This window comes from Micromonospora sp. NPDC049301 (assembly GCF_040678715.1).
Classification (GTDB): domain Bacteria; phylum Actinomycetota; class Actinomycetes; order Mycobacteriales; family Micromonosporaceae; genus Micromonospora.
On the sequence record NZ_JBFAQO010000008.1, the window covers coordinates 269,914 to 296,698 of the forward strand.

A 26,785-nucleotide genomic window follows, 5' to 3' on the forward strand; every position below is an offset into this window, starting at 1 on the left:
GCCAGGGCGGCGCGTTGGAGCGCGGCGGCGGCGGCGGCGGCACGCTGGCCGACGTCGTGGAGACGGTGCTGGACAAGGGCGTGGTGATCGACGCGCAGGTGTCGGTCGCCGTGGTCGGCATCCAGCTGTTGGAGATCAACGCCCGGATCGTGATCGCCAGCGTCGACACGTACCTGCGGTTCGCAGAGGCGGTCGACCGGCTGAGCATCGTGCCCAAGGGCACGAAGGGGCTGCCCGACATGGTGGGGGACGCGGCCGGGGCGGCGACCAAGGGCAAGGCGATCTCCGGCCTCGGCAAGGCGGCCCAGGAGATCAGCGGCGCGGTGGCGGACTCGCTGAGCGACCGCGGCTCCGATCGGGAGCGGGAGCGGCCACGCCGACGCCGGGACGAGGAGCGGGGAAGATGACCGACGAGCAGGCCCAGCCGGCCGGCGAGGCCGGGCTGTTCATCTACGGCATCGTGCCGTCCGACGTGGAGCCGACCCCGGACGCGGAAGGGGTCGGCAACCCGCCGGGCGAGGTGACCGTGGTCCGGCACGGCGAGCTGGCCGCGCTGGTCAGCGAGGTCGGGTTGGAGGAGCCGATGGGCCGCCCGGCCGACCTGACCGCGTACCAGACGCTGTTGGACGGGACAGCGGCCGTCGCGCCCGTGCTGCCGGTCCGGTTCGGCACGGTGGTGACCGGGCCGGACGCGGTCCAGGACCTGCTGGAGGCCCACCACGACCGGTTCGCCGACGCCCTCGACGAGTTCGAGGACCGGCTGCAGTACACCGTGCACGGCCGCTTCGACGAGGAGGAAATGATCAGCGACTTCCTCGCCGAGAACCGCTCCGCCGCCGCGCTCGCCGACCATGTGCGCGGCCGGCCGGAGGCGGAGAGCCGGGAACAGCGGATCCGGCTCGGCGAGATGATCAGCCAGGGGGTGGAGCTGCGCCGGGAGGCGGAGAACCGGGCGCTGATCGAGGTGCTCACCCCGTACGCGGTGGCGCACGTGCCGCGCCCACCGAGCAGCGAACTGGACGCGATGAACGTCGCCTTCCTGGTCGCCGCCGACGACGAGGAGGAGTTCGTGCGGGTACTGGAGGAGTTCGCCGAGCAGCGCCGGGACCTGATCCGGATGCGGCTGCTCGGGCCGCTCGCCCCGTACGACTTCGTCAGCGCCCATCAGCTGGTGGAGTGACGCATGGACATCCTCTGGGGGCTGCTGACCCTGCCGTACGCACCGATGCGAGGGCTGACCGCCGTGGTGAAGGTGATCGCGCGGGAGGCGGAGTCACAGCGGTACAACCCGGCCAACATCCGGCGTGAGCTGGAGGAGTTGGACGCGGCGGCGGCCGCTGGCGACATCACCTCGCAGGAGCGTGACCTGAGACAGCAGCAGGTCCTGGACCGGCTGATGGGCGCGGGTGGCGGCGCTCGTAGCGCTGCCCTGGGCGCGGGCCGGGCGGGTGACCGCCCGGCCCGCTCCGGGGGGCCACGGGGGACCGGCCATCGACGGCGTGCCGACCGGCCGGGTGACCCGGACCGGCGGCGGGGGAGGTGAGCGAGGTGGCAATCCGCAGCGACGGCGAACGCACCCGCCGGCGGGAGCCGGAGGGCGGCGACGCCGATCAGTACGACGAGGAGGAGTACGTCGAGCCCGTGTCGGCCGCCGAGGCGGTCCGGGAAGGACTGCGCCAGGTTGTCGAGCTGTCCGGCCGGGACCCGGTCGGAGCCACCTCGGTCCAGGCCACCGACGACGGCTGGCTGATCGGGGTCGAGGTGGTCGAGGATCACCGGATTCCCGCGTCGACCGATCTGCTCGGCCTCTACGAGGTCGAACTCGACATCGAGGGCGGCCTGCTGGGATACCGGCGGGTGCGCCGCTACCAGCGCGGGAAGGGCGAGGTGGGCTGAGATGACCAGACCGCAGGCTCCGTCGGTCGTGCAGAACTCCGGCCAGGTCCTGCCCGCCGGCCACGAGCCGGCCAACCTGGGCGACATCCTGGAGCGGGTGCTCGACCGGGGCATCGTGATCGCCGGCGACATCCGGGTCAGCCTGCTCGACATCGAGCTGCTGACGCTGAAACTGCGGCTGGTCATCGCGTCGGTCGACACCGCGCGTCAGATCGGCATCGACTGGTGGGAGCACGACCCGTGGCTCAGCTCGCGGGCCCGGCCCCCGGTGGAGCCGGGACCGCGTGACCCGGAGCAGGTCGAGGCGGAGCGCCGCCCCCGGGTGGCGGCCAAGGCGCGGCGCCGGGACGCCGAACTGGAGGAGTGGAATGAGTTCGACGGTTGAGGCAGCCGCCGCCCGGCCCGCGGTCGCCGGGGCGTGGCTGCACGGTGTGGTTCGGGACGCCGATCGGGCTGCGCTGGCGGCGATCGCCGGAATGGACGGCGCTCCGGTCCGGGCGGTGTCCGCCGCCGGGCTGGTCGCGGTGGTCAGCACCGCGCCGCTCGACGAGTACGGCGAGCAGCCGTTGCGCCGCAACCTGGAGGACCTGGCCTGGCTGGAACGAGCGGCTCGGGCGCACCACGAGGTGGTCGCGGCGTTGGCGCGCCGGGGGCCGGTGGTGCCCGCCCGGCTCGCCACTGTGCACACCGACGACGGCCGGGTGGCCGAGTCGCTGGCCGCCCGTCGGGCCGAGCTGGTCGCTACTCTGGACCGCCTCACCGGGCGCGGCGAGTGGGGTGTGAAGGGTTACCTGGTGCCGGGTGCCGCCGCCGTGAGCGCCGAACCGGCTGGCGCCGGCGGGGTGGGAACGGCGTACCTGCGCCGGCGCCGGGCCCAGTTGACCGCGCGGGATGAGGGTCAGCAGGCGGCCAGCGCGGCGGCCGAGGAGGTGCACGCCGCCCTGTGCGAGCTGGCCGTGGCGGGCCGGCGGCACGCCCCCCAGGACCGGCGGCTGTCCGGTGCGGCCACCTCGATGGTGCTCAACGGGGCGTATCTGCTTGATCTCGCCGTACTGGCCGACTTCACCGCCCTGGTCGGCGCGCTGGCCGACCGGCATCCGGAGATCAAGCTGGAGCTGACCGGCCCGTGGCCGCCGTACTCCTTCGTCGCGGAGCGACCGGCCGAGCCGACGCACACCGTACGGGAGCCGCGGTGACCACCTCGCTCGCACCGAACAGCGCCGACGACGCGCTGGCCTATCGTCCGGTGGCCCTGGTGGATCTGCTCGACCGGGTGCTCGCCACCGGCGTGGTGATCAGCGGCGATCTGACTCTGGCCATCGCGGACGTGGACCTCGTCCGGATCTCGCTGCGTGCGCTGGTCGCCTCGGTCGGCGCGCTGGCCCCGCCGGAGGACGCCGGATGACCGGGCGGGACGAGGCGGCCGAGCTGGCCGCGGCGCTGGGCGCGGAGTCGTGGCAGCCGCCCCGGGTCACCCCGCTGGACCGCCGGATCGCGGTGGACCGTGACTCGGTCGAGCGAGGGCTGGCCAGCCTGGTGCTCACGATCGTCGAGCTGCTGCGTCAGCTGATGGAGCGGCAGGCGCTGCGCCGGGTCGACCTCGGTGACCTGACCGAGGAGCAGATCGAGCGGATCGGGGTGACGCTGATGGCGTTGGAGGAGCAGATGACCGGTCTGCGCGAGCATTTCGGCCTCGCCCCGGAGGACCTGAATCTGGATCTCGGCCCACTCGGTCCGCTCCTTCCGACCGACTGACCCGAACCGGCCGGCGGCAACCCCCGAAGGGGCCGCCGCCGGCCGGGTGGGATCAGGCGGGCACCCGGACGATGTCGTAGTCCGTGTCGGGCGTGGATTCCACGTCGAACCGGCCGTTCACGACGTACAACGCCGAGCCGAGCAGGTCACCGGTGGCCGGCACCCGCAGCTGCGGGCCGGTGATCTCCCGCTGCACCACCCCGGCGCTGTACCCGGCGTTCAGCCGTACCACCGCGATGACGTTGGTCAGGTTCCGGATCACGTACAGGGTGTGGCCGCGCAGCACCAGCCCGTCGGCCCGCTCCACCGAGTAGCCACCGAGGTCGACGAGGCGGCTGCCGCCGGTGCGCGGGTCGATGCGTACCAGCCGGCCGGGCAGCATCTGCGCCACCAGCAGATCGCCGTCCGGCAGTGCCACGATCCCGTTGTGGTACGCGTCCGGCGTCGCCGCCGGGCCGGTGAGCGGCAGTACCCGGAAGGCCGTCGCGGCCGGCAGCCGGCCACCCGGGCCCAGCGGCACCACGTACAGCACCTGCCGGCCGGAGTCGGTGAAGTAGACCGCTCGCTTGGTGATCACGAGGTCGTTGACGAAGCTGCCCGGCTCGTCGGTGAACTGGTAGTGGGCCAGTTGGGCGCCGCTGCCGGCGTCGTAGACGCTGGCGCCGCCGCCGGAGAAGTCGGCGGTCCACAGCCGGCCCTGCTGGTCGAGCTTGAGGCCGGCCTTGTCCTTGCCCGGCACGCCCGGGATCAGCACCGAGCCGCGCCCGGTGCGTAAGTCACCGCGCCACACCGCACCGTCCAAAATGGACCCTACATACACGGTGGTGCCCCGGCCGATCGTCAGTCCCTCCGGGGTGAACCCGTCGGGCAGGGCTATCCGGCTCGGGAACGGCTTCGTCGGATGGGCGGTCGCGGGCGAGCCGACCGTGGTGAGGGTGGCCGCCGCCACCAGGGGAACGAGAAGAAGCGAGAGCAGCTTGCGCAAGAAACACCGCCTGACGTCGTCGTGGATATCTCCACTGAGGAATGTGCCGTCCTAGGAACACCCTGGGCACGACGAAAGGTTGACTCGCAGATCAGTTTTGTGTGTTCAGCCGCCCTCGGCGGCGTACGCCGCCAGCCAGGCGACCTGCGCCGGGTCCAACGACGGACGGACCCGGCGCCGGGCCGTGGCGACGTGTGCGGCGGTGACCGTGGCCGCGGCCAGCGACTCACGCATCGCGGCGAGCGCCGCCTCCCGGACCAGCGCCGCGCAGTCGGCCGCGGAGAACCCGTCCAGCTCCCCGCCGAGGGCGGCCAGGTCGACGTCCGGCGCCAGCGGCACGTGCCGGGACGCGGCCCGCAGGATCTCCGCGCGGGCCGCCCCGTCCGGCGGCGGCACGTAGACCAGCCGCTCCAGCCGGCCCGGCCGCAGCAGCGCCGGGTCGACCAGGTCCGGCCGGTTCGTCGCGCCGACCACCACGACGTTGCGCAGCGTCTCCACGCCGTCCAGCTCGGTGAGCAGCGCGGCGACCACCCGGTCGGTGGTCCCGCCGTCGGTGGCCTGCCCACGGACCGGCGCCAGCGCGTCCACCTCGTCCAGGAAGATCAGCGTCGGGGCCGCCTCCCGGGCCCGGCGGAACAGCTCACGGACTCCGCGTTCGCTCTCACCCACCCACTTGGAGAGCAGCTCCGCGCCCTTCACCGACAGCACGTTCGCCCGGCCCGAGCCGGCGAGCGCGGTGACCAGGTACGTCTTGCCGCAGCCCGGCGGCCCGTAGAGCAGCACACCGCGCGGCGGCTGCACGCCGAGTCGGGCGAAGGTGTCCGGGTAGGTCAACGGCCAGAGCACCGACTCGGTCAGCGTCTGCTTGACCTCGACCAGGTCACCCACGTCGTCGAGGGTCACCGAGGCCAGCTCCAGCGTGGACGCCGCCATCGTGGTCGGCCGGACCACCTCCAGGGCGGCGGTGAAGTCGGCCATCGACACGGTCGGCGTCTCGGCCGACTTCTGCCGCAGCGCCGCCCGTACCCCGGCCTCACGGACCAGGGCCGCGAGGTCCGCCGCGACGAACCCGGGGGTACGCCCGGCAACCTCGTCCAACCGGACGTCGTCGGCCAGCGGCACCTGCCGGGTCAGCACGGTGAGCTGCTCGCGGCGCAGCGCCGGATCGGGCAGCGGGATGTTGATCCGCAGCGACAGCAGGTCCGGAGCACGCAGGGCCGGGTCGACCGCCTCCGGGCGGCCGGTGGTGCACACCACGGCGGCACCCGACCGGACGGTCTCCGCGAGCACCTGGCGGAACACCGTCGCCACCGGGCCGGGTTCGTCCGCCGGGGCGAGCGCCTCCACGTCGGTGACCAGCAGCACCGCCGGCCCGCCGGCACGGACCGCCGCCGCCGCGGCACGCAGCCGGTCGGCGGCGGCCTGGTTGGCCAGCGCGGCCACCTCGGGTGCCCAGAGCGGGTGGACGCGGGCGCCGACCCGGGCCGCCACGGCCCGGACCAGCGCCGACTTACCGGAACCGGCCGGCCCGCCGAGCAGCACCCCCATCGAGATGGTGGTGCCCAGCCGGCCCAGCACCTCCCGGTGGTGGAAACCGAGGTCGAGCAACTCGGTCAACTCCTCGGCCTGGGCCCGCAGCCCGGGCAGCTCGTCGACGTCGGGAGCGTCGTCCTCCTCCGGCGGGCCCACCACCGCACCGGCCGGAGCCGCCTCGGCCGGGCGGCGCACGCCGGAACCGGCGAGAGGCCGCTCCGCCGGGGTGAGCCGACCGGGGATCGCGCCGTGGGTGACCGGGCCGTGCTCCCAGCCGACCAGCGTGTCCATGGTGACCAGCGCGCCGGCGGTCGGCTCGACCGCGACAACGGTGAGCAGGGTGCTGGTCCAGGCGAACCCGACCGTGTTGGCGAGGCTGCGTCGGGCCGCCTCGATCAGGCTGCGCACCGACGCGTCCGGCGACACGTCCTGCGGCAGCAGCGAGACGTCGTCGCCGGAGGTGACCACCTTGCCGAGCAGGGCGAGCCGGAGCATCTCCGGGCTGACGGCCGCGATCACCTCCACCGGCCCGGCCAGGGTGACCCGGCTCGCCGGGGTCAGCGGCACCGGGCTCACCCGTACCTGACCGCCGTCGTGCAGGCCGAGGTTGCCCAGCGTCAGGTCGTCGGCGTACAGCAGGGCCGCGCTCGTGCCCGCCCCGGCCGCCGCCACGATTCCGGCCGTCTCCCGTCGACCGGCCAGCCGCACCGGGTCGCCGGGCCGCAGCCCCAGTGCGGTCAGCACCTCGGGGTGCAGCCGGACGATGCCCCGTCGGGCGTCCAGCGCCGCCGGCCGCAGGCTCGCCGTGAGGGTCAGGTCGGGTTGCGCCACCGCCCGACCGTAGCCGCCGTCAGCCCGTTCCGCCGTCAGCGCCGAGGATCCAGCTCGTCCAGCAGCGACGGGTCCCGCCGGATCAGCTCGGCCAGCCGTGCCGCCGGGTCCGGGGTCAACCCGTTCGGGCCGGGCGCCCAGGCCGGCACCGTCCGCCCGGACAGCGGCCAGGCCGGCGGGGGCTCCACCGGGGCCGCCGAGGGCTCCGGACCGACCGTGACCTGCGGGCCGTCCCAGGAGACCCGCAGGGGGTACGTCCGCCCGGCGTGCTCGACGCGGACGGTCACCGCCAGCCCCGGGTGGGCGCCGACGACCTGACGTACCGCCTCGGCCACCTCCTCCACCGGGCCCCACCCCGCCACCTCGGCGGGGGTGTCCCACCCCGCGTGCCGGCCCGGCCCGGCGTTGCGGGCGTCGGTGCGGCCGTCCCCGGGCTGGGCCGGTTCACCGGCCGGGCCCGGCAGTGGTGCGGTCTCGTCACGGTCGTTGGCCCGCCGGCGCAGCGCCTCCTCGCGCCGGGCCAGCCGGGCCAGCGTCTCGTCCAGGTCGCCCCTCACCAGATCACCCCTTCCCGCCACGGCCGGAGCCGGTCGGCTCAGGCCCTCCTGTCCCGGGTGGCCCGGTCCAGCGCACGATCCAGGACGACCAGCAGGGCGTCCCGCACCGAGAGCCGGTCCCGAGCGTCGAACTGCACCAGGGGTACATGATCCCCGATGGTCAGCGCCCACCGGATCTCACCCAGCTCCAGGGCCAGCCGCCCGTCGAAGGCGTTGACCCCGACCACGAAGGGCAGGCCGGCCCGCTCGAAGAAGTCGATCGCCGGGAAGCAGTCGTCCAGCCGGGCGCTGTCGACCACCACCAGCGCGCCGAGCGCTCCCCGGGCGAGGTCGTCCCACATGAAGCCGAACCGGGCCTGCCCCGGCGTACCGAACAGGTACAGCTTCAGGCTTCGGTCGATGGTCACGCAACCGAAGTCCATGGCAACGGTGGTGGTGGTCTTGGCCGACCGAGAGCCCGGGTCGTCCACCCCGATCCCGGCGCTGGTCATCTCGGCCTCGGTGGTCAGCGGCGCGATCTCGGAGATCGCCCCGACCGTGGTGGTCTTGCCCACCCCGAATCCGCCGGCAACCAGGATCTTGACCGGGACGGGTGGCGCGGCCGGCGGCCGGTGGGCCGGTGGCGGCCCCGACCCGGCGCCGGTCGGCAGCCGGTACGGCGGCGGTGGCGCGGCCGGTGGCTGGCCGGTGCGCCCGAGCGTGGGGCCGGCACCCGGCGATGTGCCGTAGCGGGCGGCGGCGCTGTTGCCGGCGAGCCCCCCGAGCGGGGCGACCGGCCATTCAGGAGATCGCACGGAGTCCATCAATCACTCGCAGGATGAGGTCGGGGTTGAGGGCATGGTCGTCGTCGCTGACGTGCACATCCAGGTGTCCGGCAGCCCGCAGGTCGCCGACCAGCACCCGGGTCACGCCGAAGTGCAGCCGGGCTCGCGCCGAGAGTTCGGCCACCGAGATCGGCTCGGCGCAGAGCGCGATGATCGCCTGGAGCTCCGGTGCCAACGCGACGGCCGCCGCCGCGGTCCACAGGCCGTCGTCCGGGCGGGCGCTCACCTGCGTCTCCAGCCCGATCGCCGGGTCCGCGCCCGCAACCCGCCCGGAGGTCAGCACGAACGGCCGGGGACTCGCGGACCGATCCTCCGCCTCCGGCGCCATCGGCGCGCCGCCCTCGCTGGAGAGGGCCGCGCGCAGGTAGGGACGGATCCGGAACCCCGGTTCCGCGTCCGGATCCTCGCCGGAGACGTCGGACGTCATTGCTGGACGGCGTTCTTCAGCTCGGCGATCAGCCGTGGTGTGAGGGCGCCTCCCGCCCGTCCGGCGAAGAGCGTCATCTCGTACGCGACCGTGCCCAGGTTCGCCGACCGGTCGGCCACGACGCCGAGCACCGATCCACTGCTGATCGCGCTGATCAGCAGGTAGCCGTCGGCCATGTCGACGATCACCCGGTTGAGGCCGCCGAGGGCGTACCAGCTGGCCGCCCCACCCGCGAGGCTCGTCATGCCGGAGACCACGGCGGCCAGCCGCTCGGCGTTGGACCGGTCCTTGATCGCCGACATGGCCATCAGCAGCCCGTCCGAGGAGACCGCTATGGCCTCCAGCACCCCGGCGGTGCTGGAGGTGAAGGAGTCCAGCAGCCAGTTGAACGTGCGGGCCTCCGGGCTGAGGTCCCCGGCGGCGGACTGGTTCTGGTGGTCGACGTTGTCGTGCAGGAAGGGGCTGGTCACCGTGATGATCCTTCTTCGTTCCGGCGGTCTGGGCTGACTTCGCGGAGAGCGCGGGCGACGCCCGCCTCGAAATCGGTGATGAGGTCGCGGACCTCGGCCGGGTCGCCGAGGTGCGGGACGGCCGGCTGGCAGGGCGGGGTGACGGTGAGGCTCGTCCCGGGGACCCGCCGGGACAGCAGGGGTCGGCCCGGCGTCGCCCCGGTCGGTTCGGCTTCGGCCCGTCGTACGCCGGACTGGAACGCCTCGACGAGCGCGCGGGCGGCGGCTGGGTCGGCGCCGGTGGCGTCCACCGGCCCGACCGGCGCGGAGGCGGGGGGCAGGCTGGCGCCGGGCACCCGCTGCCGGACCCGTGGGCCGGTCGGTGTGCCGGACGGTGCCGGGCTGTCCGGGGCCGGCGCGGTGCGGTCCGGGTGGGGGATGCGGGCTCCGGCGATGCCCTGGCCGACGCTGGCGGCCCCACGGGCCGGTCGGCGGGGCAGGCCGGACCCGGTGGCGGGGAGGTCGACCGGGGCGGGTGCCGTCGTGTCGGGGGCGTGCGCCGGCCCGCTGATCTGCGGGGCGTCGGCGCCGGCCGGTTCCCCGGTGCCGAACGCGTTCCAGGACGCGCCGGACTCCAGGCTGCGGGTGGCCCGGCTGAGCAGGTCCGAGTCGAAGTGTGTCGGCGCCGCCGTGGCCGTGAGGGACGGTGCTCCCCGGCCGCGGCCGAGCGTGGCCGGCGAGCGCCGATCGCGGTCCGGCACGGTGGCCCGGGCCACGGTGGCCCCGACCCGGTCGGCCTGGCGGAGCACCAGCGACGCCGGCGGGATCTCCAGCTGGGCGGTCACTCCGCCCCCCTCGGTGGCGGCCAGGCTCACCGCCCAGCCGTGGCGGCGGGCCAACCGGCCCACCACGAAGAGCCCGAGCACCTCGGTGGGTGCCAGGTCGAGTCGTTCCCGCCGGGTGAGCCGTGCGTTCTCGTCGGTCAGCCGCTGCTCGCTCATCCCGATGCCGTGGTCCACCACCGTGATCCGGGCGCCGAGCCCGGACGCCTCCCCGGCCACCAGCACCCGGGTGTGCGGCGGGGAGAAGATGGTGGCGTTCTCCATCAGCTCGGCCAGCGCCAGAACGAGGTCGCCGACCACCGCAGGCGCGGCCGAGATGCCGGCGGGCACCCGCACCTCCACCCGGGTGTAGTCCTCGATCTCGCCGAGTGCCAGCCGGACGACGTCGGCCAGTGGCACCGGCGCGGTGTGCGCGTCGGCCCCGGCCGAGCCGGAGAGCACCACGAGGCTGCCGGCGTTGCGCCGCAGCCGGCTGGAGATGTGGTCCAGCCGGTACAGGTGCTCCAGCCGGCTCGGGTCGGTCTCCTGCTGCTCCAGCCGGTCGATCAGCGCGATCTGCCGGCCCACCAGGTTCTGGGTGCGCCGCCCGACGTGGCCGAACATCTGCGCCACGTTGCGCCGGCCGGCGACCTGCCGCTCGACCAGGCGGGCCGCGGTGCTCTGCACCCGGTCGAAGGCACGGGCCAGGTCACCGATCTCGTCGTTGGCGCGGATGTCCACCGGGTCCAGCCGGACCGGTTGGGCGCTCTCCGCGTCGTCGTCGGTGACCCGCACCAGTTCCGCCTCGGCGACCCGGGCGACCCGGTCCGCGGAGCGGGTGAGCCGGGTCAGCGGTCGGGCCACCGTACGGGCGACGACCGTGCTGAGCAGCACCACCAACGCCAGGATCAGCGCCGCGGTGCCCCCGACCAGGTACGCGACGGTCAGCGCCCGCCGCTGCTCGGCGGTCACCTCGGCGAGTACGTCGGCGACCAGCTTCTTCTCCACGAACTGGCCGAGGCGGATCATCGAGCGGACGGACGGGAAGAGGGCGTCCAGGGGCACGTGGCGGATCGCGCCGGCCGGGTCCCGGGCGCTGGTGACCAGGAAGTCGGCGCTGGTACGGGCGGCCACGGCCACGTCGTTGAGCCGGGCGACCTTCAACTGCTCGGGCGTGATCAGGCTGCGGAAGCGCTGGCTGTCCACCTGGAGGGCGGCCATGCAGGCCACGTAACCGGCGCTGGCCTGCGCGCTGCCGGTCGCTTTGACCAGCACGATCAGGGTGGCGCAGGCGCCCAGCCCCTCGTCGGCGCGCAGCAGCCCGTCCAGTGCCAGCACCTGGCGGCCCGGCCGGGTGTCGGTGTCCACGCTGAACGGCAGCCGCAGCGACTCGATCATGCCCCGGTTGACCGGGCCGAACGCGTCCATCACCTGGGTGGGGCTCGCCGCCCGGGCGAGGACGGCGGTCCGCAGGTCGATGAGGCTGGACACCCCGAACAGGGCGTGGTCGACCTGGTCGGTCAGCGCGTCGCCGCCCCCGGCCCGCAGGTCGGCGACCCGGTCGTCCACGTCGGCGGTCTTGCGGACCAGCTCGGCGCGCTCCACCCGGCCGAGCAGGAAGCCGACCGAGAGGATGCGTTCCTGCTGGAGGTCCTGCACCAGACTGCCGACCCGGCTGGCGAGCCGTACCCGCTCGGCGATGTCGCTGGCCCGCTGCGCCGCGGCGGCCCGCTCGAGCCCCACGGGCACGGCGAGGCCGACCATGCTGAGCAGGGGGATCACCACGAGCAGCGCGAGCTTGCCGCGGATCCGGAGCCTACCGAGCAGCATCGGACGGCCCCCACTGGACGGATTCCGGGTCACGGGCCGCACCGACCGCCTGGAGGGGCCGTGGGTCGCCGGGTCGACCGGTGTGGACCGCCGGCTGCCAGGGGTCGCCGGTTGGCGGGAGGTCGGGGCTGTCCGCCGGCGCAACGGGCATGGCGGCCCGGCGACGGGCCCGACGGCCGGCGGCGATGAGCAGTGCGGCGAGCCAACCCAGCAGCAGCACGGCGGCCACCCCGGCCCCGGTGGCCCGCCAGCGGTCCCGGTCCAGCCCGTCGATCCGCTCCACCAGCAGGGCGTCCAGCTCACTGAGGATGACCGGCTGGAGCTGGAGGGCGGCGGTGTGCGTGGCGAGCCGCGCGGCGGCCAGCCGGCCCGGGTCCACCGCGCCGGTGCCGGGGGCCGGTGCGGAGGACGCGGCGAGCGCCTCCACCGAGCGCTGGTAGGTGTCGAGCGGGGTCAGCACGTTCGCGCCCAGGTCGGTGCTCTCCGAGCTGTCCACCGCGGCGCGCAGGTTGTCGACCAGGTCGGTGGCGGGGGCCAGGGCGGCCACCCGCAGGCCGGTCAGCTCGATCAGGCCGCGGGTCTGCTCGGCGGCCGGCCGGCGCGGGGCGAGCGTGCCGAGGTCAGCGAGCCGCCCGGCGAACACCACCGCCTCGGGCAGCTCCTGGCCGGCGCTGTCCTGGAGGAAGAAGGAGTCGGCGCCGGGGTCGCGAACCAGTCCGGAGCTTTCCCGGACCTTGCGGTGCAGGGCCAGCAGCAGATCGGTGACCTCCCCGTACGCCGTGTAGGCGGACTCGGGGTCGGTGGGGCTGCGGTCCCGCAACGCCTCCAGCTTGGCCCGCAGCCCGGCCCAGCGTTCCTGGCTGCGCAGGTCGGTGCCGATCCGGGTGTCCACCGCGGCGGCGTCCTCGACCGCGCGGGTCAGCGCCTCGCGGGGGGCGGGGCGGCCGTTGACCGCGGCGGACTGGGCCTCCACCAGGGCGGCGGTGACCGGGGCGAGGGCGCGGAGGTACTGCACGCCGAGCCGTTCCCGGGCGGCCAGGTCGCGGTTGTCGCCGGTCTGCCGCCAGGTCTGCGTGAAGAGCAGACCCACCGGTGCCAGCAGTGCCACGACGAGCAGCAGCGGCAGCAGCCGGCCCCACCTGGACGGTCGTCGACGGGCCCGCGGCGCGGGGACTGTCATGTGTGTCTCCTCCGGCGTCGGGCGGGGGCTCGGCGCGGTGTCGGGTTGGCCGACGGGTCCCGTGCACCGGACCGGAAAACTAACCGAATCGCCGTTGGCCAAGCGGTTGCCGGCGAGTCAGGTTTGCGTCAGATCGAGCGATGTCACCGTTCGTCCGTGTTGTCGGCACGCTCCGTCCCATCGGTGGGTGTGACATGAAGGGATCGAGGTGGATATCCGCCGAAGATCGGAATTCACGTGATCCGAACTCAACTCGCTGTGCCGCCTCCGACGGTGAGCGGTCGCACCTCGCCCGATCGCCGATCGGGGCAACCGGACGGACGTACGGCGGATCTCAGCCAACGCTCAGCCTGCGGGCCGTACCGTGTGCCGCATGAGATCGCCGTCGCCGGCCGCGTGGTTCCGGCGTGCCCTGCCCACCCGCCGTCGAGCGATCGCCGCAGGGGCGGTCGTCGTGCTCCTGGCGGCCGCCGTGACCTGGGCGGTGTGGCCGCGGGGATCGGGCGTACGCACCGAGAGCGCGATGCTCACGGTCCGCTCCGGACCGGCCGGCGACCAGCCGGTGGCCCTGGACACCACCCTCTACCTGCCGGCCGACGCGTCGTCGGGCCGGAAGGTGCCGGCGGTGCTGTTGGCGCACGGGTTCGGCGGCACCAAGGAGTCGGTGCGTTCCGACGCCGAGGAGTTCGCCGGGCGCGGCTACGCGGTGCTCACCTGGACCGCGCGGGGCTTCGGCCGCAGCGGCGGTGAGATCCACCTGGACAGCCCGGACTACGAGGTGCGCGACGCGCAACGGCTGCTGGACTGGCTGGCCGCCCGGCCGGAGGTGCGCACCGACGGTGCCGGCGACCCGAAGGTCGGCGTGGTCGGCGGCTCGTACGGCGGCGGGTTGGCGTTGCTGCTGGCCGCACAGGACCGCCGGGTGGACGCGATCGTCCCCATGATCACCTGGAACGACCTGTCTCGGGCGTTCCTGCCGGAGAGCACCGGTGGAGCGCCGACCGAGGGCGTGTTCAAGAAGGGCTGGGCGGGTCTCTTCTTCGGCGGGGGCGGCAACGTGGGCACCGGCCCGGCCGGGCTCTCCGGCGGGACCGCCGCCCAGCCGCAGGGCGCGCCGGCCTCCGCCGGCCCGCCCAGCCCGGGGCCGGGCGCCGGCCCGGGCACCGGTCCCGGTGGCGCCCCGGCGGGTGCCGCCGACCCGTCCTGCGGCCGGTTCGCCGCCGACGTGTGCGCCGCGTACCTGCGGATCGCCACCACCGGGCGCGCCGACCAGGCCGCGGTGGACCTGCTGCGCCGGTCCAGCCCGGCGGGCGTGCTGGACCGGATCGCCGCGCCCACCCTGCTGGTGCAGGGCGAGGCGGACACCCTCTTCCCGCTCGGCGAGGCGGACGCCAACGCGCGCGGCATCGCCGCCACCGGCACCCCGGTACGGGTGGCCTGGTTCACCGGCGGGCATGACGGCGGTGCGGGCCCCCGCTCGGATTCGGACCGGGTGAAGTTCCTGACTGTCCAGTGGCTCGACCACTACGTCAAGGGCGAGGGCGAGGCGCCCGGCGACGACTTCACCTGGTCGCGGATCGCCGGCTTCGACGCGCTCGACCGGGGTCTGGTCGCCACCGGCTACCGCGCCGCCGACTACCCGGGCGTGGCCGGTGACGCCCGCCGGGAGGTCGCGGTCACGGGCCCGGCCCAGCCGATCGCGAACCCCCCGAACGGCAGCCCGGCCGCCATCTCCTCGGTGCCGTTCGCCGGCGGGCTCGCGTCGCTGCTCGACGGGGTGGCCGGCGACGTGCCCGGCCAGCACGCCCGGTTCGAGTCGGCACCGCTGGCCGACGCGGTCGACGTGGCGGGTGCGCCCACCGTCACCCTGCGGGCCGCGTCGCCGACCGGCGAGGCGGTGCTCTTCGTGAAGCTCTACGACGTCGACCCGGAAGGCGGGGCCACCCTGCCGAACGGGCTGGTCGCCCCGGTCCGGCTCACCGGCCTGCCGCAGCGGGTGCAGGACGCCCGCCCGGTCACCGTGACGCTGCCCGGCATCGTCCGTCGGATCGAGGCCGGGCACCGGCTGCGGCTGGTGGTCGCCAGCTCCGACCAGGCGTACACCACGCCGGCCCAGCCCGCCGTCTACACGGTGGCGGCGGACGGGGCGGTCAGCCTGCCCACGGTCAGCGGCGAGCCGATCCCCACCACGGCGACGATCTGGCGCTGGGTGCTCGCCGGCCTGCTCGCCGCCATCGTGATCGGCCTCGTCGTGGTCGTGGCCGTGGTCCGCCGCCGGCACCGCCGGCAGGACCGCTCCGTGCATCCGGAGTACGCGGGCACGCCGCTGGCCGTGCGCCGTCTGCGCAAGGAGTACGCGGACGGCTTCGTCGCGGTGTCGAACGTGGACTTCGAGGTGCACCCGGGTCAGGTGGTGGGTCTGCTCGGCCCGAACGGCGCCGGCAAGACCACCACCCTGCGGGTGCTGATGGGGCTGACCCAGCCGACCGCCGGGGAGATCTACGTCTTCGGGCGCCGGTTGGTGCCCGGCTCGCCGGTGCTGTCCCGGATCGGCGCGCTGGTGGAGGGGCCCGGTTTCCTGCCGCACCTGTCCGGCCTGGACAACCTCAGGGCGTACTGGCGGGCCACCGGACGCCCGGCGGAGGACGCGCACTTCGATGCCGCCCTGGAGATCGCCGGCCTGGGCGACTCGGTGCACCGGAAGATCAAGAACTACAGCCACGGGATGCGCCAGCGGCTGGCCATCGCCCAGGCCATGCTCGGCCTGCCGGAGCTGCTGGTGCTGGACGAGCCGACCGACGGCCTCGACCCGCCACAGATCGCCGAGATGCGCCGGGTGCTCCAGCGGTACGCCACCGACGGCCGGGCGGTGCTGGTCTCCAGCCACCTGCTGGCCGAGGTGGAGCAGACCTGCACGCATGCGGTGGTGGTGAACAAGGGCCGGATCGTGGCGTCCGGGCCGGTGGAGGAGATCGTCGGCGAGTCGCCGAGTGTCCTCTTCGACGTCACCGACCCGGTGGCGGCGCGGGCCGTGCTGGACCGGCTGCACGGGGTGCGGGTGCTGCCGGAGAGCGACGGTCAGCTGGTGGTCGACACCAACGGCACGGCCCGCAGCGACGTGGTGGCCGAGCTGGTGCGCGCCGGCATCGGGGTGGACCGGGTGGTGCCCCGTCGGCGCCTGGAGGACGCGTTCCTCGCCCTGGTGGGCGAGAACTCTCGGGGAAGCGGTGACCGGTGATGGCTGGATCTTCCGTCGAGGCGCCGGTGGGCGTCACCGACCCGGCCGGTGCGGCCCGGGGCTACCGGCCGTCGGCGACGATGCCGTTCGGCGCGGAGTTCCGCCGGCAGGCGTCCCGGCGGCGCACCCAACTGGCGCTCGGGTTCATGGTGCTGCTGCCGCTGATCATCCTGGTCGCCTTCCAGTTCAACTCCGGCGGCGACGACGACAACGGCAACAACGAGTTCGCCAGCCTGGTCGACCTGGCCACCTCCGGCGGGCTGAACTTCACCCTGTTCTCCATCTTCGTGTCGGCGTCGTTCCTGCTGGTGGTCGTGGTCGCGCTGTTCTGCGGCGACACGGTGGCCAGTGAGGCGAGCTGGGGCAGCCTGCGCTACCTGCTGGCGATCCCGGTGCCCCGGGCCCGGCTGCTCACCGTCAAGCTGGTGGTCGCGCTCGCGTACTCGGGGCTGGCCCTGCTCCTGCTGGCCGGCACCGCGCTGGCAGCGGGCACCCTGCGCTACGGCTGGTCGCCGCTGCGCAGCACGGTCGCCGCCGAGTTGGAGCCGGGCGAGGGGCTGCTCCGGCTGCTGGCCGTGCTGGGCTACCTGGCGGTCGTCCTGCTGGCGGTGGCCGGGCTGGCGTTCCTGCTGTCGGTGATCACGGACGCCGCGCTGGGTGCGGTGGGCGGCGCGGTGCTGCTCTGGATCCTCTCCAGCATCCTGGACCAGATCACCGCCCTCGGCGCGCTGCGCGACTTCCTGCCCACCCACTTCAGCACCGCCTGGCTGGGGCTGCTCTCCACCCCCGTGCAGACCGACGACGTGGTGCGTGGCTGCATCTCGGCCATCAGCTACGCGACGCTGTTCTGGGGGTTGGCGTTCTGGCGGTTCACCCGCAAGGACATCACGTCATAGCCGGCTGTCGGGTGGGCTCACCGACGACGGCACCGCGCTCGGCGCCGGCGGCCGGGCGGGCTGAGCCGGCACCGGTGTGGACGGGTCGGCCTTCTTCCAGGCGCTGACGCCGATCCGGCCGGTATTGCCCACGTCGATCGGCCCGTCCGGGTCGACGTCCTCGGCCGGCTGCCCGGCGGCGGGTGCGACCCGCAGGTACTCCCCGTTGGTGGCCACCACTGTCGAATCGGTGACCAGGTTGCGCCAGAGCACCACGGCGGTGGCCCGTTCACCGGCTTCCAGGGTGACCGGCCGGGGTGGCTGGTCGAAGCCGGAGGTGATCGCCTTCGCTCCGTTGACCACCCGCAGGATGATCGGCTTGCGCTGCTCGTCCAGCACGCGCAGCACCGGGTACCCGTTGAGCTGGTAGGGGCGGTCGCCGCAGTTGACCAGTTCCAGGCCGAGGGCGCGCAGCCCCATCGCGGCGTCCGACCCGGTCGCGCGGATCCGCACGCCGGACTTCGGGCACCCGGCCATCGGGTCGGTGCCCGCCGACGGCGTCGGGCTGGACGCGGCTGTGCGCCCGGGCAGCGGGCTCGTGCCGTCCCCGGCCTGGCCCCGATGGTCGGCGGGAGCGCATGCGCCGAGCAGGAGAGCCGTCCCGACCGCCACGCTGATCCGTCGCCGTACTGCCGTGCCCCGAGAAGTCACCCGCCGATCATTGCCCACGTCGGCGCCCCGCTGCCGTTCGGCACGGCTCCCGGTGCTCCTTCGGAGCTGAATCGTCCGGGACATCGCCCGCCTGGTTACGCGAGATCGTCTGGTGTGTGGATCATGCGAGCACGGTGGCGTGGCGGGTCGGAGCGTCGCTCCGGTCCCTGGCGATGTCGCAGACGATTGAGCTCGACCGCACACGAATGGCCGGGTCAGGCTGGGGTGCGGGGGCTGAGGACGGCGTTCAGCAGGCCGGGGTAGAGCCGGTCCAGTTCGTCGCGGCGGAGCCGGACGTAGCGGCTGGTGCCGGCGGCCCGGGTGCGGGTCAGGCCGGCCTCGCGCAGCACCTTCAGGTGGTGACTGCGGGTCGCCTTGGAGACGCCGAACTCGAAGCTGCCGCAGGGGTACTCGCCGCCTTCGGCGAGTGCCCGCACGATCTGCAGCCGCACGTCGTCGGCGAGTGCGGCCAGCACGGCGGTGACCGGTACGGCGGCCAGGTCGGGTTCGTGCGGCTCCATGTGACCAGTGTAACCCTTGTTCGACAATCGTCGAACATCCTCCTAGGGTCGGTGACGTTGGTTCGACGATACTCGAACATTGGAGCCGCCGATGCGTTCCCGCGCCGCCTCGTACCCGTTGCTCGCCGTGCTCAGCTGGGGAGTGATGTTCCCGATCCTGGCCAGCGCGCTGACCCGGGTCGACCCGCTCAACCTGACCACCGCCCGCTACCTGCTGGCCGCCGTCATCCTGGTCGGCATCCTGCTGCTCCGCGAGGGTGCCGGCGCGCTACGGCTCGGCCGCCGAGCGGTCGAGGTGGCGGTGCTCGGCGTCGTCGGCTTCGCCGGCTTCAACGTCCTCACCAACCTGGCACTCGAGCACGCCGCACCGCAGCAGGTCGCCCTGTTCGTGGCGACCACCCCGGTCATCACCCAGCTGGTCCGCTGGGCCCGCGACGGCGTACGCCCGAAGCCACTCCTGCTGGCCCTCTCCCTGGTGGCGCTGCTCGGTGTCGGCCTGGTGATCACCCACGGGAGCCTGCACGGGCTCGGTCAGTTCGGTCTCGGCGGTCTGATGATGGTCGGTGCCGTGCTCGGCTGGGCCATCTACACCCACGGCGCCAGCCGGTTCGGCGACTGGTCGCCGCTGCGTTACACCACCCTGACCGCGCTCGCCGGCACGGCCGCCATGCTCGCCGCGAGCGTGCTCGCCGACGGCATCGGCTGGCAGCACGCGCCGGCCGCCGCCGACCTCGTGGCGGTCGCCCCGCAGTTGGCGTACGCCGTGATCCTGGGCGCCGTTGTCGCGGTGCTGGCCTGGAACACCGGCGTGCAGCGGCTCGGTGCCGCCAACGCCGCGCTGTTCATGAACCTGGTCCCGGTGACCACCTTCGCGGTGCAGATCGCGCGCGGCTACCGGCCGGCGCCGGTCGAGGTGGTCGGGGCCGCGATCACCATCGCCGCCCTGGTCGCCGCGAACCTCGTCACCCGGGCCCGGACGCGGGTTCCGTCGGTGCCCGGGCCGGGCGCGGTGACGGACCCGGTCGCGGTAGTCGACCCGGCGGCGGTGGCCGCCCGCTGACCCACTCCCTGGGATCCGTGGTGGAGGCGACGTCCGACGTTGCCTAGACTCGACGGCACAACTGCATACCTCATCCAGAGGGGCTGAGGGATACGGCCCGACGACGCCCCGGCAACCACCCCGCGCGCTCACCGCTGAGCGCCCCGCGGGGCAGGTGCCAATTCCGTCCCCGCCGCACCGTGCGATGCGGGGAAAGATGAGAGGACTCGACATGACGTCGACGCTCGCCGCCTCCGGCATCGACACCTCCGCCAGCCCCGCCCGCGCCCTGGTCTGCCGTGCCTGTTCGGCCCGCTACCCGCTCGCCGCACAGCACGCCTGTTACGAGTGTTTCGGCCCGCTGGAGGTGGACTACGACGCCGCGGCCCTGGCCACGGTCACCCGCGAGCAGATCGAGGCCGGCCCGAACAGCATCTGGCGGTACGCCGCGCTGCTGCCCGCCGGTCAGGATCCGGCCACCCGGGTCACCCTCGACCCGGGGCTCACCCCGCTGGTGGCGGCCCCCAACCTCGCCGCCGAGCTGGGCATCACCGCGCCGCTGTGGGTCAAGGACGACAGCGCCAACCCGACCCACTCGTTCAAGGACCGGGTCGTCTCGGTGGCGCTCACCGCCGCCCGGGCGCTCGGCTTCACCCGGTTCGCCTGTGCCTCCACCGGCAACCTGGCCAACTCGGTGGCCGCGCACGCGGCCCGCGCCGGGGTGCCCTCGGTGGTCTTCATCCCCAGTGACCTGGAGCAGGGCAAGGTCATCACCACTGCCGTCTACGGCGGTGAGCTGGTCGCCATCGACGGCTCGTACGACGATGTGAACCGGCTCTGCGGCGAGCTGGTGGAGACCGACGAGTTCGAGGACACGGCGTTCGTCAACGTCAACGTCCGGCCGTACTACGCCGAGGGCTCCAAGACGCTCGGGTACGAGGTGGCCGAGCAGCTCGGCTGGCGGATCCCGGCCCAGGTGGTCATCCCGATGGCCAGCGGCGAGCTGCTCACCAAGATTGACAAGGCGTTCTCCGAGCTGGTCGAGATCGGTCTGGTCGAGGCGCCGGCCGGCGGCTGGAAGGTCTTCGGCGCCCAGTCGGCCGGCTGCAAACCGATCGCCACCGCCCTGCACGCCGACACCGACACGATCACCCCGGTCCGGCCCACCGGCATCGCCAAGTCGCTCAACATCGGCGACCCGGCCGCCGGCCTCTACGCGCTGGAGGCGGTCCGCCGCACCGACGGCTGGATGGAGTACGCCGACGACGACGAGATCCGCGCCGGCATCCGACTGCTGGCACGGACCACCGGGGTCTTCGCCGAGACCGCGGGCGGCGTCACCGTGGCGGTGCTGCGCAAGCTGGTCGAGTCCGGCCGGCTCGACCCCACGGCGGAAACCGTCGTGTTCAACACGGGCGAGGGCCTGAAGACCATCGACGCGGTAGCCAACCAGGTCGGCCCGACCCACCACATCAAGCCCTCCCTCCGAGCAGCCCGAGACGCAGGCCTCCTGGCCTGACCCCCCGGGGCTCCCCTCCCGTTGATCATGAAGTTAGCGGCGCGACACGCCGGTGTCGGCGTCGCTAACTTCATGATCAACCCCGCCGGGTGCCGCCGGAGCCGGCGCGGGATGGGTCGGGTGGGGGAGGGGGGATCGCCCGGATGGGGGATCGGGCCGATCCGCCGGGTAACTGGCTTTTAGCAGTGAGTGTGGAAAACCCGCCGCTCTGGACTTGACGGCAGGAACCGGACGGCGCAAGATGCTCCGTGCGGGAGGGCATTTCGCCGGAGACTTTTGAAGTTCTTGCGACCCAGCGCCGGAGGCGTTGTGCGAGTGTCCCTCCCGACCACGTCCGATCGGGCCAGCGACAAATTCGCTGGCCCGATCGCTTTTCCGGGGTGCACGCTCGGCGGCATGAGCATCAGCATCGCGTCGTTCGACGGCGCCGACCTGGCCGCGGTCGACGAGGCGTACCGAATCGGGGCGGCGGCCAACGACGCCGACCTGCCGGACTTCCCGCCCTTCTGCCGGCGGCGCTTCGACGCGTTCTTCCACACGCCGATGCCCGGCACCGCCACGCTCTGGGCGCTGGCCCGGCTGGACGGCGTGCCGGCCGGCTACCTCCAGCTCGACCTGCCGCAGCTGGACAACACCGACAACGCCACCGTCGAGCTGGTGGTGCATCCCGAGCTGCGGCGGCGCGGCGTCGGCCGGGCACTGCACGAGTACGGGGTGCGCCTGCTGCGCGAGCACGGACGCAAGCGGGTGGTCGCGATGACCGTCTCGGCGCTGCCCGACGGGGCGGCCCGATCGGGCGCGGGCGACGCGTTCGCCGCCGCGACGGGGGCTCAGGCGGCGCTGGCCGAGGTGCGTCGCCGGCTGGAGGTCGGCGCCATCGACCGGACGGCGCTGCGGGCGGCGCTGGCCGAGGCCCACGCCCTCGCCGAGGGTTACCGGTCGGTCTGCTGGCAGGGGGCGACCCCGCAGGAGTACGTGGCCGACGTCGCCTACCTGGACGGCCGGCTGCTCATGGACGCCCCCATGGGAGACGTGCAGTGGGAACCGGAGCAGGTGGACGCCGAGCGGGTCCGGGGCACCGAGCGGGCGTTGGACGCCCGGGGCCGGCGGCGCTACCACCTCGGCGTGCGGCACGAGGAGTCCGGCCGGCTGGTCGCCTGGACCCTGCTGGACGTGGGCGCGTCCGCCGACTGGCACGCGTTCCAGCAGATCACCATCGTCGACCCGGCCCACCGTGGGCGCCGGCTCGGTCTGCTCGCCAAGATCGAAAACCTGCACCACCTGCTCACCCACGAGCAGGCGGTACGCGTCATCGACACCTTCAACGCGGCCAGCAACAGCTACATGGTGGCGATCAACGAGCGGCTCGGCTTCCGCCCCGTGGACTCCTGGAACAACTGGCAGCTCACCCTCTGACCCGGCCTGCCGCGCTGTCGGGCATTGGCGCTTCTGCTCCCGGACACGGCTGCGGCATGATGGCGGGCATGACGGAGACCCCGCATCCCCTGTACGACAGGCACGCCGACACCCTCAACCGTGCGCTGACCGCGATCACGGAGCGGGGCTACTGGTCCGCCTATCCCGAGTCCCCCAGCCCCCGCGTGTACGGCGAGACCGCCGCCGCCGACGGTAAGGCCGCCTTCGAGGCGTACCTGGGCGGCGACTTCCCGCTCGACCAGCCGGGCACCGGCGACCGGGTCGCCACCGAGGCGAGCCCGTTCGGGGTGGAGCTGGCGGTGCGCTACCCGCACGCCGGCGCCGACGAGCTGGTCACCGCCGCCTCCGCCGCGCTGCCGGCGTGGCGCGACGCCGGCCCGCAGGCCCGGGTGGGCGTCTGCCTGGAGATCCTCGACCGGCTGCACAAGCACATCTTCGAGCTGGCCAACGCTGTGCAGTTCACCAGCGGGCAGGCGTTCGTGATGGCCTTCCAGGCCGGCGGCGCGCACGCGCTGGACCGGGCGCTGGAGGCGCTGGCGTACGCGTACGCCGAGATGACCCGGCACCCGGGGACGGCCGGCTGGGAGAAGGCCGCCGGCAAGGGCGACCCCCTGCGGATGACCAAGACGTTCCACGTGGTGCCGCGCGGTGTGGGGCTCGTGATCGGCTGCAACACCTTCCCGACGTGGAACTCGTACCCGGGGCTGTTCGCCTCGCTGGTCACCGGCAACCCGGTGATCGTCAAGCCGCACCCGCGCGCGGTGCTGCCGCTGGCCATCACCGTGAAGTACGCCCGGGAGGTGCTCGCCGAGGCGGGCTTCGACCCGAACCTGATCATGCTGGCGGCCGAGGCGCCCGGCGAGAAGCTCGCCAGCGACCTGGCCCTGCACCGCTCCGTGAAGATCGTCGACTTCACCGGCTCCACCGAGTACGGCGACTGGCTGGAGACGCACGCCCGGCAGGCGGCGGTCTACACCGAGAAGGCCGGGCTGAACACGGTGGTGATCGACTCCACCGACGACTTCGCCGGCATGTGCCGCAACCTCGGCTTCACGTTGACGCTGTACAGCGGCCAGATGTGCACCACCTCCCAGAACATCCTCATCCCGGCCGGTGGCATCGAGACCGACCAGGGGCACAAGAGCTTCGACGAGGTGGCCGGCGGGATCGCGGCGGCGGTCGGCAAGCTGACCGCCGACCCGGCCCGGGGCGTGGAGCTGACCGGCGCCATCGTCAACGACGGGGTGCTGGAGCGGCTGGCCGAGGTGACCAAGGTCGGCGAGCCGGTGCTGGAGTCCCGGGCCGTGGCGCACCCGTCGTACGCCGACGCGGTGGTGCGTACGCCGACGATCGTGAAGCTGGGCGCGCACGACGCGGAGACCTACGGCCGGGAGTGGTTCGGCCCGATCTCGTTCGCCATCGCCACCGAGTCAACGGCGCACAGCCTGGAGCTGCTGCGCCGGACGGTCGGCGAGAAGGGTGCCCTCACCGCGGGTGTCTACTCCACCGACGAGACGGTGCTGGACGCGACCGAGGCGGTGGCCGTCGAGGTCGGGGTGCACCTGTCCTGCAACCTGACCGGCGGGGTCTTCGTGAACCAGTCGGCGGCGTTCTCGGACTTCCACGGCAGCGGCGCCAACGCGGCGGCCAACTCGGCGCTGACCGACGGGGCGTACGTGGCCAACCGGTTCCGGATCGTGCAGTCGCGGCGGCACGTCTGATCCTTGGTCGCGGTTAGGGGTTTCCGGGGCAGCCCGCCCCACTCCGGGCGGTCAGGCTTGATCCCTGCGCGGGTCGGGCTGCCCCGGAAACCCGCCGTGGGCACGGTGGTCGTCCACGTGTCCGGCCCGGAGCCCTGCCGCACCACCCCATGATCGTGCTCGATCCAGGATGTAGGGGCCTCCCGCTGGTGGGTTACCACTAGATCCTGGTTGCAGCACGATCATGGCCACCGGCGCGGCGCGGCCATGACCGGCGCGGCGGGTCGGCGCGGTCGTTCTTCTGTTTCAGGCTGGTCTGCGCATCTGGAGTTCGGTCAGGGCCGGGATGGTGGGGTGGGGGACGCGCACGCCGGTGTCGACGAAGCCCAGTCGCTGGTAGGCCCGGTAGGCGCGGTCGTTGCCGACCACCACCTCCAGGAGGAGTTCCGGGCGGCCGCAGGCCCGCGACCAGGCGGCCACCTCGTCGATCAGCTCGCCGAGCAACCCGCTGCCCCGCCAGGCCGGCGTGACGTAGACGGCGTAGATCACGGTCAGCCCGGCCTCGCGCGGCGCGACCGTGCCGCCGGCGTGCCCGACGAACCGCCCGCCGGGATCCGCCACGAACTGGGCGGTCTCCGCACCACGCGAGGTGTACGCCACCCGGGCGGCGTACTCGGCGTGCGGCCGGGCGGCGGCGTCGGCGATCGTCTCCAGGAAGGCCAGCGGGGCGTCGGCCAGCATCTCCAGCCGAAGTGCCCGCATCCGGGCCGCGTCCGCGGGGCGTACCCGCCGGATCGGGACACGCGGCGTCGGTGCCCCGGTGTCGTCGCGCCGCTCGGGCGCGCCGGCGCTGCCGTGAGCCCGGCCGGGCGCGCTCGTCATGCGGCATGCCTATCACAGCGACGGATGGCGATGCCGCCGTACCCGTCACGGCTCCGGAATATGCCCGATTTGTGGTCGTGCGTGGCCGTCACTCCTCGTGTAGCGTGCGATTTCGGTCACCCGTTTCAGCGGCCGTCATCGATCGCCGGAGCGGTGGCCCGAAGGCGTCGGCCGTGCCGTGCGCCGGGGCAGGCGACGCCGCACAGAGTGAGGAAGTGCACCGTGGCACAGGGCACCGTCAAGTGGTTCAACTCGGAAAAGGGCTACGGCTTCATCGCCGTCGACGGCGGGCAGGACGTGTTCGTCCACTTCTCGGCGATCGAGATGGACGGCTACAAGGCGCTCGACGACGGTCAGCGGGTGGAGTTCGAGATCGCCCAGGGCCAGAAGGGTCCGCAGGCGGAGCGGGTGCGCGTCATCGCCTGAGTGGGCCGCCGGTAAGGCCCTGAGGGGCCGGGGCTGCGCCACACGATCGGACCCTGGAAGATCGTGAACCATTCCAGCCGTCGCTGAGGAGGGTTCATGTCCGACCAGCCGCCCCCGGCCGCCCCACCCCCGGGTCAGCCCGACCCGTCCGGTCCGCACTCGGGCGGCGTCAACCCGTCCGGCCCGCACCCGGCCGAGCCCGGTCCGCCTCCCGCTGGTGACCCGACCGCGCCGTCCCCCTGGGGCCCGCCGCCGGCCACCTCGCCGGGCTGGGACCCGACCGTGTCCACGGCCGGAGGCCCTCCGCCGGGCACGCCACCCCCCGGCTGGGACCCGAGCGTGCCGCCCTCGTGGGGGCCGCCACCGGGCCCGCCCCCGCAGGGGTGGGTGTTCCCGCCCACCGGCGGCTACCCGGTCGGTGCCGGTCCGTACGGTGGGCAGCTCTGGTACCCGGGGCCGCCGAGCACCGGGTGGTACCCGCCCGGGGTCGATCCGGCCGATCGGCTGGTCACCCTGCCCGGCGCCGGGCTGAGTGGCTGGTTCGAGCGGTGCGTGGGCGCGGTCCGGCGCGGCTGGAGACTGCTGCTGCCCATCCTCCTGCTCACCCAGGTGCTGCCGGCGGCGGTGCTGTCGGTGCTCTCGCTCGGGCTGGACCCGACCGCGAAGTGGGAGACGACCGCCGTCGGGGAGTCGGCCGCGCTGCCGGACACGTTCCTCACCGACCTGGCCACCGTGTTCCTGGTGCTGATCGGCGGCAGTCTGCTGATCGGGTTGGTGCAGGCCGTGGGCTGGGCCGCCGGCACCTGGGTGATCACCCGCCAGGCGGTCGGTGAGTCGGTCAGCCTGGGTCCGGCGCTGCGCTACGGCCTGCGTCGCGCGCTCGGGCTCTGGGGCTGGACGCTGCTGACCGGCGTGATCATCGGCCTGGGCGTCTGCTTCTGCGTCCTGCCCGGCATCTACCTCGCCTTCGCGCTCAGCATGGTCGGGCCGGTCTACCTCTTCGAGCGGGAGAACCCGATCGGCCGGTCGTTCCGGATGTTCCACGACCGGCTGGGGCTGTTGCTCGGTCGGGTGGCGCTGGTGGCGGCCGCGGTGATCGTCGGCACCCTGGTCGCCAGCGTGCTGGAGGGGGTCGGCAGCGCCCCGTTCGGGGTCGACCCGCTGGCCTCCCCGGGTTCCGCGATCGGCGTGGTGCTGGTGATCGCCGTCAGCGCGGTGCTGGCCCTCCCCGCCCACCTCGCGCAACTGGTGGGGCTGCTGGTGACGTACGCCGAGCAGCGTGCCCATGAGAGGCCGGTGAACGCTGCCGGACTGGCTGCGGAACTCGGCTGACCGAGGCGGTCGTGCTT

The 26,785-nt window shown here is 73.8% G+C and carries 26 protein-coding genes, 1 pseudogene and 1 riboswitch; of the genes and pseudogenes, 16 read left to right on the forward strand and 11 right to left on the reverse strand.

Translation table 11 applies throughout. The features are described 5' to 3' along the window. Positions 1 to 14: 14 nt before the first annotated feature. The 8 genes and pseudogenes from gvpJ to AB0K07_RS24270 form a co-directional block, all read left to right on the forward strand. Positions 15 to 194 (forward strand): annotated as a pseudogene (gene gvpJ, locus AB0K07_RS24235) (gas vesicle protein GvpJ); the annotation flags it as partial. A 209-nt stretch (positions 195 to 403) separates the two neighbouring features. After that, entirely contained in the window at positions 404 to 1,180 is a 777-nt protein-coding gene (locus AB0K07_RS24240; RefSeq protein WP_363757803.1) for a GvpL/GvpF family gas vesicle protein, read from the forward strand. A gap of 3 nt (positions 1,181 to 1,183) precedes the next feature. After that, a complete protein-coding gene (locus tag AB0K07_RS24245; protein ID WP_363757805.1) occupies positions 1,184 to 1,543 on the forward strand; it encodes a gas vesicle protein GvpG in 360 nt (119 codons plus the stop codon). 5 nt (positions 1,544 to 1,548) lie between these two features. Beyond that, entirely contained in the window at positions 1,549 to 1,896 is a 348-nt protein-coding gene (locus AB0K07_RS24250) for a gas vesicle protein (RefSeq protein WP_363757807.1), read from the forward strand. 1 nt (position 1,897) lies between these two features. After that, positions 1,898 to 2,281 carry a gas vesicle protein gene (locus tag AB0K07_RS24255; RefSeq protein ID WP_363757809.1) on the forward strand — a complete coding sequence of 128 codons (384 nt, stop codon included), beginning with the start codon at positions 1,898 to 1,900 and terminating at the stop codon, positions 2,279 to 2,281. After that, positions 2,265 to 3,092 carry a GvpL/GvpF family gas vesicle protein gene (locus AB0K07_RS24260; protein ID WP_363757811.1) on the forward strand — a complete coding sequence of 276 codons (828 nt, stop codon included), beginning with the start codon at positions 2,265 to 2,267 and terminating at the stop codon, positions 3,090 to 3,092. Before AB0K07_RS24255 ends, AB0K07_RS24260 begins: the two co-directional genes overlap by 17 nt. Then, positions 3,089 to 3,301 (forward strand): gas vesicle protein, encoded by a 213-nt coding sequence (locus tag AB0K07_RS24265; protein ID WP_363757813.1) that lies wholly within the window; start codon positions 3,089 to 3,091, stop codon positions 3,299 to 3,301. Before AB0K07_RS24260 ends, AB0K07_RS24265 begins: the two co-directional genes overlap by 4 nt. Beyond that, the gene (locus AB0K07_RS24270; protein WP_363757815.1) at positions 3,298 to 3,651 is read left to right on the forward strand and encodes a gas vesicle protein K; all 354 of its coding nucleotides are present in this window, start codon (positions 3,298 to 3,300) and stop codon (positions 3,649 to 3,651) included. Before AB0K07_RS24265 ends, AB0K07_RS24270 begins: the two co-directional genes overlap by 4 nt. A gap of 52 nt (positions 3,652 to 3,703) precedes the next feature. Here the strand turns inward: AB0K07_RS24270 and AB0K07_RS24275 are convergent, their stop codons facing one another. The 8 genes from AB0K07_RS24275 to AB0K07_RS24310 all read right to left on the reverse strand — a co-directional run bounded on the left by AB0K07_RS24275 (position 3,704) and on the right by AB0K07_RS24310 (position 13,088). Further along, positions 3,704 to 4,636, reverse strand: a complete 933-nt coding sequence (locus AB0K07_RS24275; protein ID WP_363757817.1) for a superoxide dismutase — start codon at positions 4,634 to 4,636, stop codon at positions 3,704 to 3,706. A gap of 105 nt (positions 4,637 to 4,741) precedes the next feature. Beyond that, a complete protein-coding gene (locus AB0K07_RS24280) occupies positions 4,742 to 7,000 on the reverse strand; it encodes an AAA family ATPase (RefSeq protein WP_363757819.1) in 2,259 nt (752 codons plus the stop codon). Between the two features lie 35 nt (positions 7,001 to 7,035). Continuing rightward, complete coding sequence (locus AB0K07_RS24285; protein ID WP_363757821.1) at positions 7,036 to 7,557, reverse strand: hypothetical protein; 522 nt, start codon at positions 7,555 to 7,557, stop codon at positions 7,036 to 7,038. A 38-nt stretch (positions 7,558 to 7,595) separates the two neighbouring features. Next, a complete protein-coding gene (locus AB0K07_RS24290; RefSeq protein WP_363757823.1) occupies positions 7,596 to 8,360 on the reverse strand; it encodes an ATP/GTP-binding protein in 765 nt (254 codons plus the stop codon). Continuing rightward, a complete protein-coding gene (locus AB0K07_RS24295) occupies positions 8,338 to 8,808 on the reverse strand; it encodes a DUF742 domain-containing protein (protein WP_363757825.1) in 471 nt (156 codons plus the stop codon). Before AB0K07_RS24295 ends, AB0K07_RS24290 begins: the two co-directional genes overlap by 23 nt. After that, positions 8,805 to 9,278: a roadblock/LC7 domain-containing protein gene (locus AB0K07_RS24300; protein ID WP_363757827.1), complete on the reverse strand. Its 474-nt coding sequence runs from the start codon at positions 9,276 to 9,278 to the stop codon at positions 8,805 to 8,807. The genes AB0K07_RS24295 and AB0K07_RS24300 overlap by 4 nt, the downstream gene beginning before the upstream one ends. Then, on the reverse strand, positions 9,275 to 11,908 hold the full coding sequence (locus tag AB0K07_RS24305) for a nitrate- and nitrite sensing domain-containing protein (RefSeq protein ID WP_363757829.1): 2,634 nt from the start codon (positions 11,906 to 11,908) through the stop codon (positions 9,275 to 9,277). The genes AB0K07_RS24300 and AB0K07_RS24305 overlap by 4 nt, the downstream gene beginning before the upstream one ends. Beyond that, positions 11,895 to 13,088, reverse strand: a complete 1,194-nt coding sequence (locus tag AB0K07_RS24310; protein ID WP_363757831.1) for a hypothetical protein — start codon at positions 13,086 to 13,088, stop codon at positions 11,895 to 11,897. The genes AB0K07_RS24305 and AB0K07_RS24310 overlap by 14 nt, the downstream gene beginning before the upstream one ends. A gap of 373 nt (positions 13,089 to 13,461) precedes the next feature. On the opposite strand from AB0K07_RS24310, the gene AB0K07_RS24315 reads away from it, so the two are divergent. Both AB0K07_RS24315 and AB0K07_RS24320 read left to right on the forward strand, forming a co-directional pair. Next, a complete protein-coding gene (locus tag AB0K07_RS24315) occupies positions 13,462 to 16,326 on the forward strand; it encodes an alpha/beta fold hydrolase (RefSeq protein WP_363757833.1) in 2,865 nt (954 codons plus the stop codon). Continuing rightward, positions 16,326 to 17,222 (forward strand): ABC transporter permease subunit, encoded by an 897-nt coding sequence (locus AB0K07_RS24320; protein WP_363757835.1) that lies wholly within the window; start codon positions 16,326 to 16,328, stop codon positions 17,220 to 17,222. Before AB0K07_RS24315 ends, AB0K07_RS24320 begins: the two co-directional genes overlap by 1 nt. Here AB0K07_RS24320 and AB0K07_RS24325 read toward each other — a convergent pair. Then, entirely contained in the window at positions 17,217 to 17,912 is a 696-nt protein-coding gene (locus AB0K07_RS24325; protein ID WP_363757837.1) for a DUF4232 domain-containing protein, read from the reverse strand. The genes AB0K07_RS24320 and AB0K07_RS24325 overlap by 6 nt on opposite strands. A gap of 215 nt (positions 17,913 to 18,127) precedes the next feature. Beyond that, complete coding sequence (locus AB0K07_RS24330; protein WP_363757839.1) at positions 18,128 to 18,433, reverse strand: metalloregulator ArsR/SmtB family transcription factor; 306 nt, start codon at positions 18,431 to 18,433, stop codon at positions 18,128 to 18,130. Positions 18,434 to 18,524: 91 nt separating this feature from the next. Here AB0K07_RS24330 and AB0K07_RS24335 point away from each other — a divergent pair, with 91 nt between their 5' ends. The 4 genes from AB0K07_RS24335 to paaN all read left to right on the forward strand — a co-directional run bounded on the left by AB0K07_RS24335 (position 18,525) and on the right by paaN (position 24,149). After that, positions 18,525 to 19,493: a DMT family transporter gene (locus AB0K07_RS24335; protein ID WP_363757841.1), complete on the forward strand. Its 969-nt coding sequence runs from the start codon at positions 18,525 to 18,527 to the stop codon at positions 19,491 to 19,493. Between the two features lie 67 nt (positions 19,494 to 19,560). Continuing rightward, positions 19,561 to 19,696, forward strand: a riboswitch (SAM riboswitch). Between the two features lie 8 nt (positions 19,697 to 19,704). After that, positions 19,705 to 20,991: a threonine synthase gene (thrC, locus tag AB0K07_RS24340; RefSeq protein ID WP_363757843.1), complete on the forward strand. Its 1,287-nt coding sequence runs from the start codon at positions 19,705 to 19,707 to the stop codon at positions 20,989 to 20,991. A gap of 396 nt (positions 20,992 to 21,387) precedes the next feature. Further along, positions 21,388 to 22,407: a GNAT family N-acetyltransferase gene (locus tag AB0K07_RS24345; RefSeq protein ID WP_363757845.1), complete on the forward strand. Its 1,020-nt coding sequence runs from the start codon at positions 21,388 to 21,390 to the stop codon at positions 22,405 to 22,407. A 68-nt stretch (positions 22,408 to 22,475) separates the two neighbouring features. Beyond that, positions 22,476 to 24,149 carry a phenylacetic acid degradation protein PaaN gene (paaN, locus tag AB0K07_RS24350; protein WP_363757847.1) on the forward strand — a complete coding sequence of 558 codons (1,674 nt, stop codon included), beginning with the start codon at positions 22,476 to 22,478 and terminating at the stop codon, positions 24,147 to 24,149. 285 nt (positions 24,150 to 24,434) lie between these two features. Here the strand turns inward: paaN and AB0K07_RS24355 are convergent, their stop codons facing one another. Continuing rightward, positions 24,435 to 24,890, reverse strand: coding sequence for a GNAT family N-acetyltransferase (locus AB0K07_RS24355; protein ID WP_363757975.1), 456 nt, complete (start codon positions 24,888 to 24,890; stop codon positions 24,435 to 24,437). Positions 24,891 to 25,232: 342 nt separating this feature from the next. Here AB0K07_RS24355 and AB0K07_RS24360 point away from each other — a divergent pair, with 342 nt between their 5' ends. Then, positions 25,233 to 25,436 carry a cold-shock protein gene (locus AB0K07_RS24360; protein ID WP_067305333.1) on the forward strand — a complete coding sequence of 68 codons (204 nt, stop codon included), beginning with the start codon at positions 25,233 to 25,235 and terminating at the stop codon, positions 25,434 to 25,436. A gap of 96 nt (positions 25,437 to 25,532) precedes the next feature. Next, complete coding sequence (locus tag AB0K07_RS24365; protein WP_363757848.1) at positions 25,533 to 26,768, forward strand: hypothetical protein; 1,236 nt, start codon at positions 25,533 to 25,535, stop codon at positions 26,766 to 26,768. Positions 26,769 to 26,785: the final 17 nt, after the last annotated feature.

What these genes read in the sequence shown, in the direction of transcription:
- AB0K07_RS24240 (WP_363757803.1), top strand. Translation starts at nt 404, where the DNA reads ATGACCGACGAGCAGGCCCAGCCGGCCGGCGAGGCCGGGCTGTTCATC.
- AB0K07_RS24245 (WP_363757805.1), top strand. Translation starts at nt 1,184, where the DNA reads ATGGACATCCTCTGGGGGCTGCTGACCCTGCCGTACGCACCGATGCGA.
- AB0K07_RS24255 (WP_363757809.1), top strand. Translation starts at nt 1,898, where the DNA reads ATGACCAGACCGCAGGCTCCGTCGGTCGTGCAGAACTCCGGCCAGGTC.
- AB0K07_RS24260 (WP_363757811.1), top strand. Translation starts at nt 2,265, where the DNA reads ATGAGTTCGACGGTTGAGGCAGCCGCCGCCCGGCCCGCGGTCGCCGGG.
- AB0K07_RS24270 (WP_363757815.1), top strand. Translation starts at nt 3,298, where the DNA reads ATGACCGGGCGGGACGAGGCGGCCGAGCTGGCCGCGGCGCTGGGCGCG.
- AB0K07_RS24290 (WP_363757823.1), bottom strand. Translation starts at nt 8,360, where the DNA reads ATGGACTCCGTGCGATCTCCTGAATGGCCGGTCGCCCCGCTCGGGGGG.
- AB0K07_RS24295 (WP_363757825.1), bottom strand. Translation starts at nt 8,808, where the DNA reads ATGACGTCCGACGTCTCCGGCGAGGATCCGGACGCGGAACCGGGGTTC.
- AB0K07_RS24305 (WP_363757829.1), bottom strand. Translation starts at nt 11,908, where the DNA reads ATGCTGCTCGGTAGGCTCCGGATCCGCGGCAAGCTCGCGCTGCTCGTG.
- AB0K07_RS24310 (WP_363757831.1), bottom strand. Translation starts at nt 13,088, where the DNA reads ATGACAGTCCCCGCGCCGCGGGCCCGTCGACGACCGTCCAGGTGGGGC.
- AB0K07_RS24315 (WP_363757833.1), top strand. Translation starts at nt 13,462, where the DNA reads ATGAGATCGCCGTCGCCGGCCGCGTGGTTCCGGCGTGCCCTGCCCACC.
- AB0K07_RS24320 (WP_363757835.1), top strand. Translation starts at nt 16,326, where the DNA reads ATGGCTGGATCTTCCGTCGAGGCGCCGGTGGGCGTCACCGACCCGGCC.
- AB0K07_RS24330 (WP_363757839.1), bottom strand. Translation starts at nt 18,433, where the DNA reads ATGGAGCCGCACGAACCCGACCTGGCCGCCGTACCGGTCACCGCCGTG.
- AB0K07_RS24335 (WP_363757841.1), top strand. Translation starts at nt 18,525, where the DNA reads ATGCGTTCCCGCGCCGCCTCGTACCCGTTGCTCGCCGTGCTCAGCTGG.
- thrC (WP_363757843.1), top strand. Translation starts at nt 19,705, where the DNA reads ATGACGTCGACGCTCGCCGCCTCCGGCATCGACACCTCCGCCAGCCCC.
- AB0K07_RS24345 (WP_363757845.1), top strand. Translation starts at nt 21,388, where the DNA reads ATGAGCATCAGCATCGCGTCGTTCGACGGCGCCGACCTGGCCGCGGTC.
- paaN (WP_363757847.1), top strand. Translation starts at nt 22,476, where the DNA reads ATGACGGAGACCCCGCATCCCCTGTACGACAGGCACGCCGACACCCTC.
- AB0K07_RS24355 (WP_363757975.1), bottom strand. Translation starts at nt 24,890, where the DNA reads ATGCGGGCACTTCGGCTGGAGATGCTGGCCGACGCCCCGCTGGCCTTC.
- AB0K07_RS24365 (WP_363757848.1), top strand. Translation starts at nt 25,533, where the DNA reads ATGTCCGACCAGCCGCCCCCGGCCGCCCCACCCCCGGGTCAGCCCGAC.